The organism is Geodermatophilus sp. SYSU D01186 (genome assembly GCF_054050215.1).
On record NZ_JBJGYW010000061.1, the window covers coordinates 1 to 15,779 of the forward strand.

Genomic DNA, 15,779 nt, shown 5'->3' on the forward strand with positions numbered 1-15,779 from the left:
ACACCGGGGGCGCCCCCGGCCCCCCAGGACCACATTCGAGTTGGCGGGGTTGAGGGGCGCGGGGGCCCCCGGGGGGGGCGGGGGCCCCCCCCGCCGTGGCAGCTGCGGTGGGGCCGGGTCAGCCGGCGGTGTTGGCCTTGGTCAGCTCGTTCTTGACCGTGGTGAACAGCTTGTCGAGCTCACCCCCCAGCAGCACGACGGTCGCGATGATCGCGACGGCGATCAGGCCGACCAGCAGGCCGTACTCGACGGCGGTGGCGCCCTTCTCCTCACGCTCCAGGCGCTCCTTGGCGAAGGCGACGAGGGTGACGAGGGCGGCGTACGGGTGCATCACGGGTACTCCCTGGGGGACGGGCGCCGGCCGGTCCGGGTCGGTCGACCCGGCCTCGCGGCAGTGGGAGTGCTGTCGGTACGGCCGCGCGCCGACTTGAGGGACCACCACCCGGTCGGATGACACGGGCCCCTCTCCGGGGTGTGCGACCGAGCACCGGTCTCACGCGGTGTGACCGGCGTCCGCCGGGACGGGCCGTCGGGCGCGCGCCCCGCCCTCAGGGGACCAGCGCGCTCCAGCCGATCGCCACCGCGGCACCGGCCAGCATGGCCGGGCCGAAGGGGAGTTCGCCGCGCAGCCCGATCCGGCGGGTGACGAGCAGGCCGAGGGCGACCACGGCCTGGACGACGAACCCGGCCGCCGCGCCCAGGGCGACCGCCGGCCAGCCCAGCCAGCCGAGGTACAGGCCGAGCACGGCGGCGAGCTTGACGTCGCCCATCCCGAGTCCGCTGGGCGAGACCAGTGCGAGGACGAGGAAGGCCGCGAAGAGCGCCGCGGCGCCCAGCACCGCCCGCAGCAGCGCCGGCCAGGCGCCGTCCAGCGCGGCCGGGAGCACCAGCAGCGCCGCACCTCCCGCCAGCGAGGGCAGCACCACCCGGTTCGGGAGCAGCCGGTGACGCAGGTCGACGACGGCGAGCAGGACCCCGGCGCCGGCCAGCAGGAGGAAGGCCGGCACCTCCCACGAGAGCCCGAACGCCCGGCCGACGAGCGCGAACAGCGCTGCGGTGACGATCTCGAGCAGCGGTCGTGGGACCGCGGCCGCGCCCGGGGCGAGGACGTCGCTCAGCCGGGCTCCCGCCGGCCACGGGAACCGGCCGGCAGCGCGGTTGACGAGGACGCCCACGACGGCCCCCACCGCAGCTGCGGCGACGACGACGGCCGCGCTCACCGGCTCTGCGCTCCCACGCTCGTCACGATGGCACGGCGACGGGCCGGCACCCGGCAGCGCACCTCACCCTGTCGGGGGATTCCGCCCGGGGACGACGACGAGCCGCCGCCACGCACCGGGGGATGCACGACGGCGGCTCGGGCCATCGCCCGGTCAGCGGGTCGGGACGGCCCCGCTGAAGACGGCCGGGAAGCGGTGCCCGTCGACGTCGACGGAGAGGGCGACGTCGCCGAGCTGGTCGGCCGGGATGGCGAAGGAGTAGATCGCGGTGGCGCCGGCCCCCGGCTCCAGCACGCCGGCGAAGTCCACCGTGTCGCGGTCGTACAGCGGGGCGGCCTGCGACGCCCCTGCCGCGTAGACGGCCTGCACGACCACCGCGTTGACGTCCAACGGTGCCCCGGAGCCGTTGGTGAGCTCGAGGGTGAACACCGTCTGCGGCTGCCCGGCGAGGGCGCCGGGGCCGGAGCCCGCGGAGACCTGCTGGCGGGCCTCGGCGACCCGCACCGACACCCCGTCGGCCCACTCTGCGGAGGTGGTGAACTCCGCGGGCGCGGCCGCCACCGTGCGCTCCGCCTCCGGCACGCCCTCCCGGGCGACCACGGACGGTGCGGCCGCCACGGTCACCGGCGCCGGCGACTCCGTGGGCGTGGGCTCGGCCTCGGCGCCGGGCTCGGCCGTCGGGTCCGCGGCGGCGGAGGTGGTCGGCGCCGCAGCGGTCCCTGACCGCTGGTCGTCGCCCGGACCGGTCAGCCAGACCACCAGCCCGGCGGCCACGGCCAGCAGCACGACCACCGGGAGCCCGCGGCGGAGCAGCAGCGACCGGCTACCGCGCCCTGGGGCGGACCGGCGGCTCACGGGACCGGCCGGACGCTGGAGGCGGGAACCCGCACGGCGGTGGCGTCGGCGGCGCTGCTCGGGCGGGTGGCGTTGCTCGGACGGTAGGCCGTCAGGCCCACCGCCCCCGGCGTCTGCAGCGCGCCGGTGGACGATGCACTCATCGCTGATTCCCCCACGTGCGTCGTACACGAGCGCCGACCACCCTCGTGATCGACGTGTACCGACGGTGACGATGGCACGGGTCGACCCCCGCTGGGATCACACGATCCGGTGACGGACGGTGAGGATCCTCCCACGGGGGGAAGCTCATCTCGCGGTGGGTGACCGTCTCCGGACGCGCAGACGCCGATCGCCGGGGGCCGCGTGACAGCGGCCCCCGGCGATCGGGGTGCGGTGGGGTCAGCGCACCGCGGTCACCGCGAACGAGGTGACCCGGACCGCGGTGGCCGCGGTGGCGCTGGCCGGCCGGTAGGCGGAGATGCCCACCGAGCCGGCGGCCTGGAGCGTCGCGGTGGTGTCGGTGCGGACCAGCTGCGGCGTGGCCGGCTCGGCCTGCCCGTCGGCCCAGACCGAGGCGTTCACCGTGGTGGTGGCGGTCCCCGAGACCTGGACCCGCACGTTCAGCGTCGTGCCGGGCGTGTAGGTCAGCCCCGGGACGACGACCTCGCCGCCGGGCCAGGCCTCCGCGTTGCCGGCCAGCCGGGACAGCGTCAGTGACACCCGGCCGTCCGCGCCCACCTTGACCAGCACCCGGTACTCGTTGCCCGCCGACAGCCGCCGACCCGAGACGTACACGTACGTGCCCGCACCGGTCGGCATCGAGCTCAGCGCGACCTTCGTGCGGACGTCGGCGCTCGTGACGGCCACGTCGCCCAGGTGGGCGCCGGTGTTGTTGCCCGCCGACGGCAGGTTCAGCACCGCCGCGCCCGGGGTCACCGACAGCCGGGTGGCGCCCGTCGTCGCCGTCCACGCGCCGCCCACGTCGGCCGTGCCCAGCCCGCCGGAGACGGTCCGCCCGAAGGCGTCGGAGGCCAGCACCGCGGGATCGGCCGGTGACTGAGGCTCCGGCTCCGGCTGGGGCTCCGGCTGCGGCTGCGGTGCGGGCTCGGCCCCGGCCGGGCGGACGGTGAACGCCGTCACGCGCACGGCGGTCGCCACGGTGGCGCTGGTCGGCCGGTAGGCGGCCAGGCCGACCGCACCCGGTGCCTGCAGCGCCGCGGTGACGTCGGTGCGGACCAGCTGCGGAGCGGCCGGCTCGGCCTGCCCGTCGGCCCACACCGTCGCCCTGATGTCGGTCGGTCCGGTCCCGGAGACCTGGACCCGCACGTTCAGCGTCGTGCCGGGCGTGTAGGTCAGCCCCGGGACGACGACCTCGCCGCCGGGCCAGGCCTCCACGCCACCGGCGAGCCGGGACAGCGTGAGCGAGACCCGGCCGTCCGCGGCCACCTTCGCCAGCACGCGGTACTCGTTGCCCGCCGACACCCGCCGGCCGGAGACGTACACGTACGTGCCCCCGCCGGTCGGCATCGCGCTCAGGGTGAACGACGTCCGCACGTCGACGTCGGTCGCGGACACCCCGCCCAGGTGGGCGCCGGTGTTGTTGCCCGCCGACGGCAGGGACAGCACCGCCGTGCCGGGGGTCACCGACAGCCGCGGTGCGCCGACCGACGCGGTCCACGCGCCGCCGACGTCCGCGCTGCCCCAGCCCCCGGACACCGTGCGGTTGAAGGTGTCCCCAGCGGTGAGCGGCGCGGCCGCGGCCGCCACGGTGACCGACCGCGTGGTCGTCGCCGTGCCGCCGCGCTCGTCGGTGACCGTGAGCCGGACGGTGTACGTGCCTGCCGCGGCGTAGGTGTGCGACGCCGTGATCCCCGTGCCGCGCTGCCCGTCGCCGAAGTCCCACGCGTGGGAGGCGATCCGGCCGTCGGGGTCGCTCGAGCCGGCGCCGTCCACCGCCACCACCAGGCCCAGGGGCGCGGTGGTGAAGGCGGCCGTCGGCAGCTGGTTGGACGGCGGGGCCACCACGCTGACCTGCCGCTGCGTCGTCGCCGTGGCGCCGGCGTCGTCCGTGACGGTGAGCGTGACGGTGTACGTGCCACCGGCGGCATAGGTGTGGGTGGCCGTGGCCCCCGAGCCCGCCGGGGTGCCGTCACCCCAGTTCCACGAGTACCCGGTCACCCGCCCATCGGTGTCCGCGGACGCCGTCCCGTCGACTGCGACGGTCAGCGCACTGCTCTGCGCGGTGAACGACGCGGTGGGCGTGGTGTTGATCGGCCGCCCGGTCGTGCCGAGGGCGTGGTGGCTGGCGATCCGGTCCGCGGCCAGTGCGGTCGGGTAGATGGCCACCTCGTCCATCCGCGCGGCGACGAACTGGGCGGCGTCCCAGGTCTTGTCACCACCGATCCGCCAGTAGCCGACCATGTGGTAGGCCCTGGTGGTGTCGGTCCGGGACGCGACGAGGGCGCCGTCCACGTAGAGCCGCAGCCCGTTGCCGCCCAGCGTGCCGACGACGTGGTGCCAGCGGCCGTCGTTGTACGCGGCGGGCGAGGTGACGCCCCGGCTCTCCAGCGGCCACACGCCGAAGGTCAGCCGCCCGGCCGTGTCCATGTAGACCAGCCGGTCCTGGTTGGTGCTGTAGCCCTGGCGGAGGTCGCCGAAGCCGACGAACCGGCCGCCGGCCCGCGTCGTGGTGGCGAACCAGAACTCGACGCTGAAGGTCTGCGGCGCGGCCGCCGGGGTGGTGGTCGCCAGGTAGCCACCCGCTGACCCGTCGAGCGACACCGCGGTGTCGGCGTCCCCGGTGATGGCCCCGGCGACGCCGCGGGTGACCCGGGAGAACATCTGCGCGTCGTCGCCCCCGGCCCGGTCGAAGCCGGTCGTGCCGGTCCGCTCGCCGAGCGGCCAGTAGGACGTCGCACCGTCGGCCCGCACCGTCGACGAGTAGGGCCGCACGGTGCCGCCGCCGGTCGGCACGGACACCGAGACCCACCCGGTGGACGCGGAGTTGCCCGCCGGGTCGGACACGGTCACCCGGTAGGTGTGCGTCCCCGCGGTGACGCCGCTGTCGGTCCAGCCCAGCATCGGGCGGTCCCACCACTCCGACGGCCGGGTGAGCGTGGCCACCGGCGTCGTCGTGACGCCGTCCCGGTGGACCCGGTAGGTGAGGTTCTCGTTGTCCATGTCGTGCGCGGCCCGCCAGGCCACGCGGACGGTCCCGTTCTCGAGGACGGTCGCGGTGGGCGCCAGGTCGGACACGTCGGGCCCGACGCGGTTCGGGGCGATCGTGGGCACGGCGAAGCGGACCAGGCCCTGCTGGCCGACGCCGTTGACCGTCGGGAACTCGCCGCCGTAGACGACGTACCGGCCGTTGCCGGTGACGGTCCAGCCGGCTTGGAACTGACCGGTGGCGGTCCCGGCGGCCATGGTCGGGAACCACGGCAGCACCGCGGGTGCCGGCTGCTTGCGCCACACCGGGCTGCCCGGCGGCGCGTTCCCCACGATGCCGACGGGGGCCGTGCTGAGGGCGGTCCCCCGCTTCCACACCTGAGGCGTCTGCTCGGGGAAGCTGCCGATGTTCGTGCAGTTGTGCGCGTGCGTGGCCTGGTACAGGGCACCGGCCATGGCGTAGGTGGAGTACGTGTCGCCGTAGCAGTCGTTGATCCACCTCAGGCGCCCGCCGTCGGCGGTGGCGGCGAAGGTGCCCTCGAGGTTGCCCGGGCCGGAGAAGTTGTAGCCGGTGCCGTACACGGTCGACCCGTCGGTGGACAGGCTCCAGATGGCTGAGTTGACGCCCTGGTTGGTGAGCTGCTGGTTGATCGCGAAGGGGCGGCCGGCACCGGTGCCACCCGCGTCGAGGGCGGCGACGCCCGTGGCCCGGACGCCGTTCATGGTGTCGAAGCGACCCGCGACGACGACCTGCGAACCGTCGCCGGTCAGCACCATCGAGAGGACCTCGTTGGTCAGCGTGGTGTTGCCGTCCTTGTTGCCGGCGGTCGAGCCGTAGCCCGGCACCGGAGCCCACGGCCGCAGGGATCCGTCGGTCGCGGAGACAGCGGCCAGCCGGGTGCGGCTGACGCCGCCGACCGCGGAGACGTTGCCGCCGAAGTACACCGTCGAGGCGGTCGCGACGATCGCCCGCACCTGGCCGTTGACGGCGGGCCGCCAGCTGCCGTCCAGCGCGCCGGCCGGCGTGAGCGCGGCGATGCGGTTGCGGGGCTGGCCGTCGACCTGGGTGAAGTCGCCGCCCACGTAGATGCGGGAGCCGTCGGGAGCGGCGGCCAAGGCCAGTGCCTGCCCGTTGAGACTCGGAGCGAAGGACGTGATGAGCTGACCGGTGCGGATGTCGTAGGCCAGGATGTTGCTGCGGGGGGTCTCGTCGACGCCGGCTGCCGCACCGGCCGGCCGGGCGCTGCTGAACGAGCCTGCGACGTAGACGGTGTCGCCGACCACGACCTGCGCCCAGGCCACACCGTTGATCTGGACCGTCGGCAACGCGTCCGCGGTGACCGTGACCGGTGTGGCGGGGTCGGACGCGTCGAGCGGGGCCGAGTCCGCGCGGGCCGACCCGGGCACCAGGGTCCCGAGCACGCCCCCGGCGAGCAGCAGACCCACCGAGGCCGCGATCACCTTCCTCCCGGCAGCAGCCGCCCTCTCCCCCATGGTGCCCCCCGTGTCGTTCCAGCACTGATCCGTCCGCTCGGACGAACGCCGAACACTAAGCGTGACGAGAAGACGGGGAACAGTGGGCGTCACCCCACTCGATACGGTGCTGACCTGCGGGGACGCCCGCCCCGTCCGGAGGGGGATTCACTCAGGGTGAGGGAGTTCCGGCCGCCCGGCCACCCGTTCGGGTGGGTGACCGCCCACCTCCCGGCCGCGCGCCGACCCCCGGCCACCCGCCCCCGGGCCGGACACGAGGGAGCCCCCGCCGGAGCCGGGAGGGCTCCGACGGGGGCTCCCGTCGTGGTGCGGAGGGTCAGCCGACCGGGCGGACGCTGAACCCCGTCACGCGGACCGCGGTGGCCGCGGTGTTGCCGGCCGACCGGTAGGCGCTGACGCCCACCGAGCCGGCGGCCTGGAGCGCCGCGGTGGTGTCGGTGCGGACCAGCTGCGGCGTGGCCGGCTCGGCCTGCCCGTCGGCCCACACCGAGGCGCGCACCGTCGTCGTCCCCGTGCCACTGACCTGGACCCGCACGTTGAGCAGGGTGCCCGCGGTGTAGGTCAGGTTCGGGACGACGACCTCGCCGCCCGGCCAGGCCTCCGTGTTGGCCGAGAGCCGGTTCAGGATCATCGAGACCTGACCGTTGGCGGCGACCTTCACGTTGACCTTGTACTCGTTGGCGGCGTCGATCCGCCGGCCCACGACGTACATCGACGTGGCACCCGCGGTCGGCATCGCGGTCAGCGCCAGCTGCGTCCGGATGTCGGCACTGGTCACCGCGACGTCGCCCAGGTGGGCGCCGGTGTTGTTCCCCGCCGAGGGCAGGTTCAGCACCGCCGCGCCAGGGGCCACCGACAGCCGGGTGGCGCCGGCCGTCGCCGTCCACGCGCCGCCCACGTCGGCCGTGCCCAGCCCGCCGGAGACGGTCCGCCCGAAGGCGTCGGAGGCGAACACCGCGGGGTCGGCCGGCGGGGTCGCCGCGGCCACGGTCACCTCCCGGGTGGCCGACGCCGTCGCGCCGTCGTCGTCGGTCACCGTGAGCCGGACGGTGTAGGTGCCGGCCCTGGCGTAGGTGTGCGACGCCGTCGCCCCGGTGCCGCGCTGCCCGTCGCCGAAGTCCCACGCGTGGGCGGCCACGGTGCCGTCGGTGTCGGCCGACCCGCGCCCGTCCACCGCCACGGCCAGGCCGTCGGTGCTGGCGGTGAACGCCGCCGTCGGCGCCGCGTTCTGCGGCTGCCCGCCGCCCGCGCCCACCGGGGTGGCCGCGAACGAGGAGACGCGGACCGCGGTGGCCGCGGTGGCGCTGGCCGGCCGGTAGGCGCTGACGCCCACCGAGCCGGCGGCCTGGAGCGCCGCGGTGGTGTCGGTGCGGACCAGCTGCGGCGTGGCCGGCTCGGCCTGCCCGTCGGCCCACACCGAGGCGCGCACCGTCGTCGTCCCCGTGCCACTGACCTGGACCCGCACGTTGAGCACGGTGCCGGCCGTGTAGGTCAGCCCCGGGACGACGACCTCGCCGCCGGGCCAGGCCTCCGCGTTGCCGGCCAGCCGGGACAGGACCAGGGAGACCTGACCGTTGGCAGCCACCTTGACCAGCACCCGGTACTCGTTGCCCGCCGACACCCGCCGGCCGGACACGTACACGTACGTGCCCCCGCCCGTGGGCATCGAGCTCAGCGCGACCTTCGTGCGGACGTCGGCGCTCGTGACGGCCACGTCGCCCAGGTGGGCGCCGGTGTTGTTGCCCGCCGACGGCAGCGAGAGCACCGCCGTGCCGGGGGTCACCGACAGCCGGGTGGCGCCGGCCGTCGCCGTCCACGCGCCGCCCACGTCGGCCGTGCCCAGCCCGCCGGAGACGGTCCGCCCGAAGGCGTCGGAGGCCAGCGCCGCGGGGTCGGCCGGCGGGGTCGCCGCGGCCACGGTCACCTCCCGGGAGGTGGACGCCGTCGCGCCGTCGTCGTCGGTCACCGTGAGCCGGACGGTGTAGGTGCCGGCCCTGGCGTAGGTGTGCGACGCCGTCGCCCCGGTGCCGGTCGCGCCGTCGCCGAAGTCCCACGCGTGGGCGGCCACGGTGCCGTCGGTGTCGGCCGACCCGCGCCCGTCCACCGCCACGGCCAGGTTGCTGGCGGTCGCGGTGAACGCCGCCGTCGGTGCCGCGTTGGGCGGGGGCACGGTGCCGTTCGCGGCGGCGTGGTGCGCCTTGACCCGGTCCGCGGCGAGCGGGGCGGCGTAGACGGCGACCTCGTCGATCGCACCGGAGAGCGAGGAGCTCGCCGGGGCCTGCGGCCAGCCCGTCAGCGTGCCACTGCCGACCATCCAGTAGCCGGACGTGAGCCGGGTGTTGGCCCGGGTCATCGCCGGGTCGGCGGCCACCTGCGCGCCGTCGACGTACAGGACGGTGCCGGCCGTGCCGACGGTGGCGGCGACGTGGTGCCACTGCCCGTCGGCGACCGGTGCGGTGCTGCGCACGGTCGTGTAGGTCGTCGTCGCCGTCGGCCCGAAGCCGCTGCGCCGGGACAGCCCGAAGGAGAGCCGGCCGTCGGCGTCGACGTAGAGGGCACGGTCGCTGGTGGTGTTCGCCCCGGTGGCCGAGTCGCCGTACTGGGCGATGACGCCGCGACCGGTGGTCTTCACCCAGGCCTCGACGGTGAACGCGTTCGTCGGGGTCTTCACCGTGGTGCTGGCGGCCGCGATGCCGGTCGCCGTCCCGTTGGCGGTGATCGCGGTGTCACCGGCGACGGCGCCCGCGGTTCCGCGGGTGATCCCCGCGCCCTCCGTCAGGTTGGTGGTGCCGACGTGGTCGTAGGCGCTGGTGCCGGAGGACTCACCGAGCCGCCAGTACTGGGCAGGCGAGTCCGCGAGGATCGTGCCGGCGTAGGCGCTGGTGGCCGCGGCGACGGTGACCGTGTTGGACGCCGAGCTGGTCACCGTGTTGCCCAAGGGGTCGCTGACCGCCACCCGGTAGGACGCCGTGCTGCCCGCCGGACGGGTGTCGGTGAAGGTGAGCAGCGGCGTGTTCCACCAGGTGGACTTCGCGGTGAAGGTGGCGATCGGCGTGGTGCCGCCGTCCCGGTAGACCGAGTAGGTGAGCTCCTCGTTGTCCATGTCCCACGCCGAGCGCCAGGCCACCCGGACGGTACCGGCCGTGGTGGAGGTGGCGTTGGGCCGCAGGCCCGCCGCGGTGACCTCGGGCCCGCGCCGGTTCGGCGCGATGGACGGGTCGGCGAAGCGCACCAGGGCCTGCTGCTGCTGGCCGTTCACGGTGGTGAACTCGCCGCCGTAGACGACGTAGTTCTGCCCGCCGGTGACCGTCCAGGGGCCCTGGAACTGGCCGGTGACGGTGCCGGTGTTCAGGGTCGGGTACCAGTTGAGGACCGACGGGTGCGGCCGCCCCTCCCAGCTGGTGTAGCGCGGCACCTGCGTGGTCGCCTTGAGGGTGCCCGTGCTGGCCACCGACATCGCGATGCCGCGCTTCCAGATCTGGTCGACGGCGGAGTCCGGGAAGTGGCCGGAGGTCTCGCAGTCGTGGGTGTGCCCGGCCTGGTAGACGACGGTGCCGTTGGACCACGTGTCGTACGGGTCGCCGTGGCAGTCGTTCATCCAGACCAGGTCGAGCGTGGTCGGGTTCAACGCGACGGTGCCCTCGATGTTGCCGACCTGGAAGCCGTACAGGTTGGCGTAGGCGTTCTTGCCGTCGGTGTCCAGGCTGTAGACGCCGCCGTTGTCGCCGGCGTTGGTGATGCCGTAGTCCCACGTGTCGGTGTTCCCACCGGTGACGGCGTCCACCGAGGCGAGCGCGATCGCCGGGGTGCCGTTGACCTCGGAGAACTGGCCGCCGAAGACCACGCGGGTGCCCGTCGGGTCCATGACCATGCCGCGGACGGTGTAGTTCGCGCTCGGCGCCCACTGGGTCAGCGCGCCCGTGGTGGCGTTGAACGCCGCCAGGCGGGTGCGGGTCTGCCCGGCAGCGGTGGTGAAGTCACCACCGGCGTAGACGGTCGACCCGGAGGTCATCAGCGACATGACCGACCGGTTCAGCGACGGCGCGAAGCCCTGCACCAGGTTGCCGGTGGCCACGTCGAAGGCCGCGAGGTGCCCGCGGGCCACGCCGTCCACGGTGGTGAAGTCGCCGCCGACGTAGATCCGGGAGCCGTCCGGCGAGGCGACGATCGTGCGCCCCTGGCCGTTGAGCGTGTGGTTGAAGCCCGTCACCAGCGCGCCGGTGCGGATGTCGAAGGCCAGCAGGTTGGCCCGCGGCGTCTCCTGCGTGCCGGCGGCCGCGCCGGCCGGGCGGGCCGAGGTGAAGCTGCCCGTCGCGTAGACGGTGTTGCCGACGGTCACCATCCCCCAGACCACGCCGTTGACCTGGACGGTGCCCAGGGCGTCGGCGGAGACCGTGGCGGGGGTGCCCGCGGCCGGCCGGGTGTCGGCGGTGGCGGTGCCGGGCACCGCCACCCCGAGGACGACGAGACCGGCGGAGAGCGCGCCGCCGAGGGCCGCGGAACCGGCCCTCCGCACGCGTTGTCTCCTCGAGCGCGGGATTGCGTTGTAGGCCATGCGGGACTCCCCCGAGATGGTTACCGACAGTACGGACAGCCGTCCCTGCGGGGCGTGCGACCACCCCGGACTGGTGACAAGCTGGCGCAAACCATCACGGTGGGTGATGGACCGTCAAGATCGGGGTGGTCCTCCCGGGGCCACGTTCATCCGAACGGATGCACGGCCGGCCGGGTCGCGCCCCCGCGGCGGCCGCGCGCGCCCGGCGCAGCGCGGGGCCGTCGACGGCGGTAGCGTCCCGCGGGTGGCGGCCGTCGAGCCGGTGGGCGCGGACGAGGAGGGCAGCGAGTCTACGGACGTCGCAGCCCTGATCCCCCTCGTGCGCCGGATCGTCGCCGCGCGCGTGCCGGACACCGCGACCGCCGACGACCTGGTGCAGGAGACGCTGGCCCGGGTGCTCGCCGCGACGGAGCGGATCGATCCCGGGATGCTCGAGCCCTACGCCATCGTGACCGCCCGCAACGTCGTCACCTCGATGTGGCGCGACCAGGACCGGCAGCGCCGCCACCAGCACCGCGTCGTGGACCTGCGCCCACCCGACGCCCCCGACGAGGACGTCCTCGCCCAGGAGGACCGGGCGGCCGTAGCCGAGGCGCTCACCCGGCTGTCCGAGCGCGAGCGCGACACCCTGCTCGCCCACGAGGTCGCGGGTCAGGACACCCGCTCGCTGGCCGCCGAGCTCGGGTCGACGGCCGGCGCGGTGGCCGCGCAGCTCAACCGCACGCGGGCCCGGCTGCGGGTGGAGTACCTGCTGGTCTCCGAGCGCGTGGAGCCGCCGACCGAGCGGTGCCGGCCGGTGCTCCTGGCGCTGTCCAGCGGCGACCGGCGGCGCCAGCGGGAGGTCGACGCGGCCCGCCACCTGCTCGAGTGCGCCGTGTGCGCGCGGCTGTCGGGGCCGCTCGTGGGGCGGGGCCGCGCGCGGGACGACGACGTGCGGGTCGCCGTCCGCACCGACGCCGACATCGTCTCCGCCCGCCAGGCCGCGCGGGAGCTGGCCACCCGGCTGGGGTTCTCCCCCACCGACATCACGCTGATCGCCACCGCCGTCTCCGAGGTGGCGCGCAACATCGTGCGCTTCGCCGACTCCGGCGAGGTGGTGGTGGCCGAGGTGTCCGAGCCACGGGGCGGCATCTCGATCGTCGCCCGCGACGCCGGCCCCGGGATTCCCGACGTCGAGCAGGCGCTGCAGGACGGCTACAGCACCTACCAGGGGCTCGGGCTGGGGCTGCCCGGCGCGCGGCGGCTGATGGACGAGTTCGCGGTGGTCTCCGAGACCGGCCGCGGCACGACGGTGACCATGACCAAGTGGCGGGGAGAGACATGAGCCGGAACGAGAACCCGACCGTGACCGCGGCGGCCGACGGGGCCCCCGGGCTCGACCTGGACGGTCTGCTGCCCCAGCTGGTCGCGCACCTCCGCGAGCACCGCACGCGGCTGCGCCAGGAGTGGGCCCGGCGCATCCAGGAGGCACACCTGCTGCAGGCCATGACCTCCCAGGAGATGGCCGCCGAGACCACGCTGGTCTACGACAACTACGTCGAGGTGCTGGAGACCGGCAGCGTGGAGGCGCTGCAGCACTACGCCCGCGACCTGTCCGAGCGGATCATCCCCCGCGGCGTGGAGACCCACGAGGTCGTCGGCATCGTGCTGCTGCTGCGCGACGTCCTCGCCCGGTCGCTGTTCGAGAAGTACCAGCGGGACTTCGCGCTGCTCAACCGGGTGCTGGACGCCTACGAGCCGGCCGCCAACCGGATCGCCAACACCGTCGCGGTGAGCTTCGTCGAGGAGCGCGAGCGGGTCATCCGGCAGCAGCAGGACTCCATCCGGGAGCTGTCGACGCCGGTGCTGCCGGTGCGCGAGCGGCTGCTCATCCTGCCGATCATCGGGATCCTCGACCGCGAGCGCGCCCGGCAGCTGACCGTGCAGCTGCTCAGCGGCATCCGCCTGCACCGCGCCAAGGTCGTCGTCGTCGACATCACCGGCGTCCCGGACGTCGACGAGTCCGTCGCCAACCACCTCGTGCGGACCGTCGACGCGTCACGCCTCATGGGCGCGAGCGTCATCATCACGGGGCTGTCCCCGGAGATCGCGCAGACACTCGTCACCATCGGGGTCGACCTGTCCAAGATGAACACCATCGGCGACCTGCAGGGCGGCCTCGAGGAGGCCGAGCGGCTGCTGGGGTACTCGGTCGCCCGGGACGACGGGGCCGGTGGGCCGTGACCAGTCCGCGCCTGTTCTCGATCCTGCGGCAGGGCCCCAACCTGATCGCCTCGGTCCACACGGCCCTCGACGACTCCCAGCTGGTGCGGTTCCAGCGGGACCTGGTGGAGCGGATCGGCGCCGACCGCGCGCGGGGGGTCGTCATCGACGTGGCCGCGCTCGACGTCCTGGACTCCTTCGGCACCCGCACGCTGCGCGACATCGCCGAGATGGCGCGGCTGCGCGGCGCGGTCACCGTCGTCGTCGGCATCCAGCCCGACGTCGCGTACACGATGGTCGAACTCGGCATGGACACCGGCTCGGTGACGACCGCCCTCGACCTCGAGGAGGGCCTCGCCGAGCTGGGGAGGCGGATGACCGCTCCGTCGGGGCCGCCGTCGGGGCCGCCGTCGTGACCGCGCACGAGGACCTGCTCCGCGACTACCGCCCGGCCTTCCTGCGCTACCTGTCCCGGCAGGAGGAGTCCTCCCTCACCGCCGGCTACCAGCTCGGCCGCCGCGCCCTGGCCGAGGGCCGCGGCCTCCTGGAGGTCGTGCAGGTGCACCACGAGGTCCTCGTCGAGGTGCTCCGCGACAGCTCCGCCGACGAGGTGGCCGGCGTGGCCCGGTCGGCGTCGGCCTTCCTGCTCGAGGTGCTGGCCAGCTACGACATGGCCCGGCGCGGCCCCGCCTGAGGTCCCGCGTCATCCCGCGGCGGCTGCGGCGTCTTCCTGATGACGGCGCGACGGCCGACGAGGGGGGAAGCCGACAGTGACGACCCGACACTCCACCGATGACTCCAGCCGGCCGCGACCGTGCGGGCCACTGCGGACCCCCGGCGCGGGGCTGGTCGAGCAGCTGCGCCAGGCGGCCGTGTACGCCGAGGCCGCCGCGGTGCTGGAGCGGCGGGCCGGCCGGGCCGCCAACCCGGCGCTGGCCGCCCTCCTGCGCGAGCGCGCCGAGGCGCGCCGGCGGATGGGCCAGCGGTTGCGGGCCGCGCTGGCCGAGCAGTCCTCGCACCCCCTGGCCGGGCGGGAGCGGCCGTGAGCGCGCTGGCGTGGGCCCTCTCCGCGTGGGCGGTCTCGACGACCGGGACGACGCTCTGGTACGCCCGGGCCTTCGAGCGGGTCGACCGGGCCGATCAGGGCGTGTGGTTCCCGGAGCGCCGGGACCAGGCCGGTCGCCGCGCGCTGCGCCGGTGGTGAGCCCCGCGGCGGCGCGATCGCTCAGGTCCAGGGCAGCCGGCTGCGCTCCGACCAGTAGGCGTGCGGGTCCTGGGGCGCGACCAGGCCGCTGAGCGCCTCCCCGGCGCCGGCCAGATCCCGGGCCCGGGCGTTCGCCTCGAGCTGCGCGACCGACACCGCCCCGCTGAGCACGACGTCGGCCCAGGGCCGGGTGAGAGCGGCGGCCAGGGCCAGCGCGTCGACGCCCACCCCGTGCTCGCGGGCCGCCTGGGCGAGCCGGCTGCCGGGCTCGGCGCCGCGGTCCGTGAGCCGGCCGTTGGCCAGCGCCTCCTTGACCACGACCCGCAGACCGGCGGCGTGCGCCTCCGCCAGCGCCGGGCCGACGGACGGCTCGGCGAGGTTCCAGGTGCTCTGCACGGCGGCGAACAGCGGCCGGCCGTCGACGTCGATCTCCAGCGCCCGCCGGACGGCGGCCGCCTGGTCCGGGCCCGACGTCGACAGCCCCACCTCGATCCCGCCGTCTCGGAGCCGGCCCAGCTCCGCCAGCACCGCGCGGTCGTCCCACAGCGGGCTGTCGAGGGTCAGGGAGTGCACCTGGTACAGCCGTAGCCACGGGCCCAGCAGCGCGCGGGACTCCTCGAGCTGCCGGCGCAGCATGGCTCCGCCGTGGTCCTTGACCTCGTGCCGGACGGCGTCGGGCCGCCAGTCGGCGGTGTAGCGGTAGCCCCACTTGCTGGCGACGAACGGCGGCGGCCCGGTCCGGCCGCGCAGCCAGGAGGCGAGGAACTCCTCGGCGAGGCCGTAGGAGCGGGCCGCGTCCACGTAGCGCACGCCCAGCCGGGCAGCGGCGTCGAGGAGGTCGTGTGCCCGCGCCCGGAGGGCGGCCGGCGTCCGGTCGCCGGGCAGGTCGGCGTCCCGGCCCGCGGTGATGTAGGCCGGGCGGCCGACGGCGGCCAGCCCCAGTCCCAGCTCGGCGTGCACGTCCGTCCCTCCCTCTGGGCGACGCCCGATGGTGCGACACCGGGGGGGGGGGGGGGGGGGGGGGGGGGGGGGGGGGGGGGGCGGGGGGGGGGGGGGGGGGGGGGGGGGGGGGGGGCGGGGGGGGGGGGGGGGGGGGGGGGGG

13 protein-coding genes are annotated in these 15,779 nt (G+C 75.5%); 6 read left to right on the forward strand and 7 right to left on the reverse strand.

Features of this window, described 5'->3' with window-relative positions; translation table 11 throughout:
- Nucleotides 1-118: 118 nt before the first annotated feature.
- The 6 genes from ACI784_RS24605 to ACI784_RS24630 form a co-directional block, all read right to left on the reverse strand.
- A complete protein-coding gene (locus tag ACI784_RS24605; RefSeq protein ID WP_457015265.1) occupies nucleotides 119-331 on the reverse strand; it encodes a Flp family type IVb pilin in 213 nt (70 codons plus the stop codon).
- A gap of 217 nt (nucleotides 332-548) precedes the next feature.
- Nucleotides 549-1,220: a prepilin peptidase gene (locus ACI784_RS24610; RefSeq protein ID WP_457015257.1), complete on the reverse strand. Its 672-nt coding sequence runs from the start codon at nucleotides 1,218-1,220 to the stop codon at nucleotides 549-551.
- Nucleotides 1,221-1,373: 153 nt separating this feature from the next.
- Nucleotides 1,374-2,075 (reverse strand): hypothetical protein, encoded by a 702-nt coding sequence (locus tag ACI784_RS24615; RefSeq protein ID WP_457015258.1) that lies wholly within the window; start codon nucleotides 2,073-2,075, stop codon nucleotides 1,374-1,376.
- On the reverse strand, nucleotides 2,072-2,218 hold the full coding sequence (locus ACI784_RS24620) for a hypothetical protein (protein WP_457015259.1): 147 nt from the start codon (nucleotides 2,216-2,218) through the stop codon (nucleotides 2,072-2,074). The genes ACI784_RS24615 and ACI784_RS24620 overlap by 4 nt, the downstream gene beginning before the upstream one ends.
- Nucleotides 2,219-2,456: 238 nt before the next feature.
- A complete protein-coding gene (locus tag ACI784_RS24625; protein ID WP_457015260.1) occupies nucleotides 2,457-6,683 on the reverse strand; it encodes a PKD domain-containing protein in 4,227 nt (1,408 codons plus the stop codon).
- A gap of 349 nt (nucleotides 6,684-7,032) precedes the next feature.
- Nucleotides 7,033-11,232 (reverse strand): PKD domain-containing protein, encoded by a 4,200-nt coding sequence (locus ACI784_RS24630; protein ID WP_457015261.1) that lies wholly within the window; start codon nucleotides 11,230-11,232, stop codon nucleotides 7,033-7,035.
- Between the two features lie 283 nt (nucleotides 11,233-11,515).
- Between ACI784_RS24630 and ACI784_RS24635 the strand changes: the two genes are divergently transcribed.
- The 6 genes from ACI784_RS24635 (at nucleotide 11,516) to ACI784_RS24660 (ending at nucleotide 14,677) form a co-directional block, all read left to right on the forward strand.
- Nucleotides 11,516-12,595 carry a sigma-70 family RNA polymerase sigma factor gene (locus ACI784_RS24635; protein ID WP_456925888.1) on the forward strand — a complete coding sequence of 360 codons (1,080 nt, stop codon included), beginning with the start codon at nucleotides 11,516-11,518 and terminating at the stop codon, nucleotides 12,593-12,595.
- On the forward strand, nucleotides 12,592-13,494 hold the full coding sequence (locus tag ACI784_RS24640) for an STAS domain-containing protein (protein ID WP_456925887.1): 903 nt from the start codon (nucleotides 12,592-12,594) through the stop codon (nucleotides 13,492-13,494). Before ACI784_RS24635 ends, ACI784_RS24640 begins: the two co-directional genes overlap by 4 nt.
- Nucleotides 13,491-13,889 carry an STAS domain-containing protein gene (locus ACI784_RS24645; protein WP_457015262.1) on the forward strand — a complete coding sequence of 133 codons (399 nt, stop codon included), beginning with the start codon at nucleotides 13,491-13,493 and terminating at the stop codon, nucleotides 13,887-13,889. The genes ACI784_RS24640 and ACI784_RS24645 overlap by 4 nt, the downstream gene beginning before the upstream one ends.
- Entirely contained in the window at nucleotides 13,886-14,167 is a 282-nt protein-coding gene (locus ACI784_RS24650) for a phosphatase RsbU N-terminal domain-containing protein (protein WP_456925885.1), read from the forward strand. Before ACI784_RS24645 ends, ACI784_RS24650 begins: the two co-directional genes overlap by 4 nt.
- 76 nt (nucleotides 14,168-14,243) lie before the next feature.
- Complete coding sequence (locus tag ACI784_RS24655; protein WP_457015263.1) at nucleotides 14,244-14,519, forward strand: hypothetical protein; 276 nt, start codon at nucleotides 14,244-14,246, stop codon at nucleotides 14,517-14,519.
- Complete coding sequence (locus ACI784_RS24660; protein WP_456925883.1) at nucleotides 14,516-14,677, forward strand: hypothetical protein; 162 nt, start codon at nucleotides 14,516-14,518, stop codon at nucleotides 14,675-14,677. Before ACI784_RS24655 ends, ACI784_RS24660 begins: the two co-directional genes overlap by 4 nt.
- 21 nt (nucleotides 14,678-14,698) lie before the next feature.
- Here the strand turns inward: ACI784_RS24660 and ACI784_RS24665 are convergent, their stop codons facing one another.
- Nucleotides 14,699-15,637 (reverse strand): aldo/keto reductase, encoded by a 939-nt coding sequence (locus ACI784_RS24665; protein ID WP_457015264.1) that lies wholly within the window; start codon nucleotides 15,635-15,637, stop codon nucleotides 14,699-14,701.
- Nucleotides 15,638-15,779 lie beyond the last annotated feature (142 nt).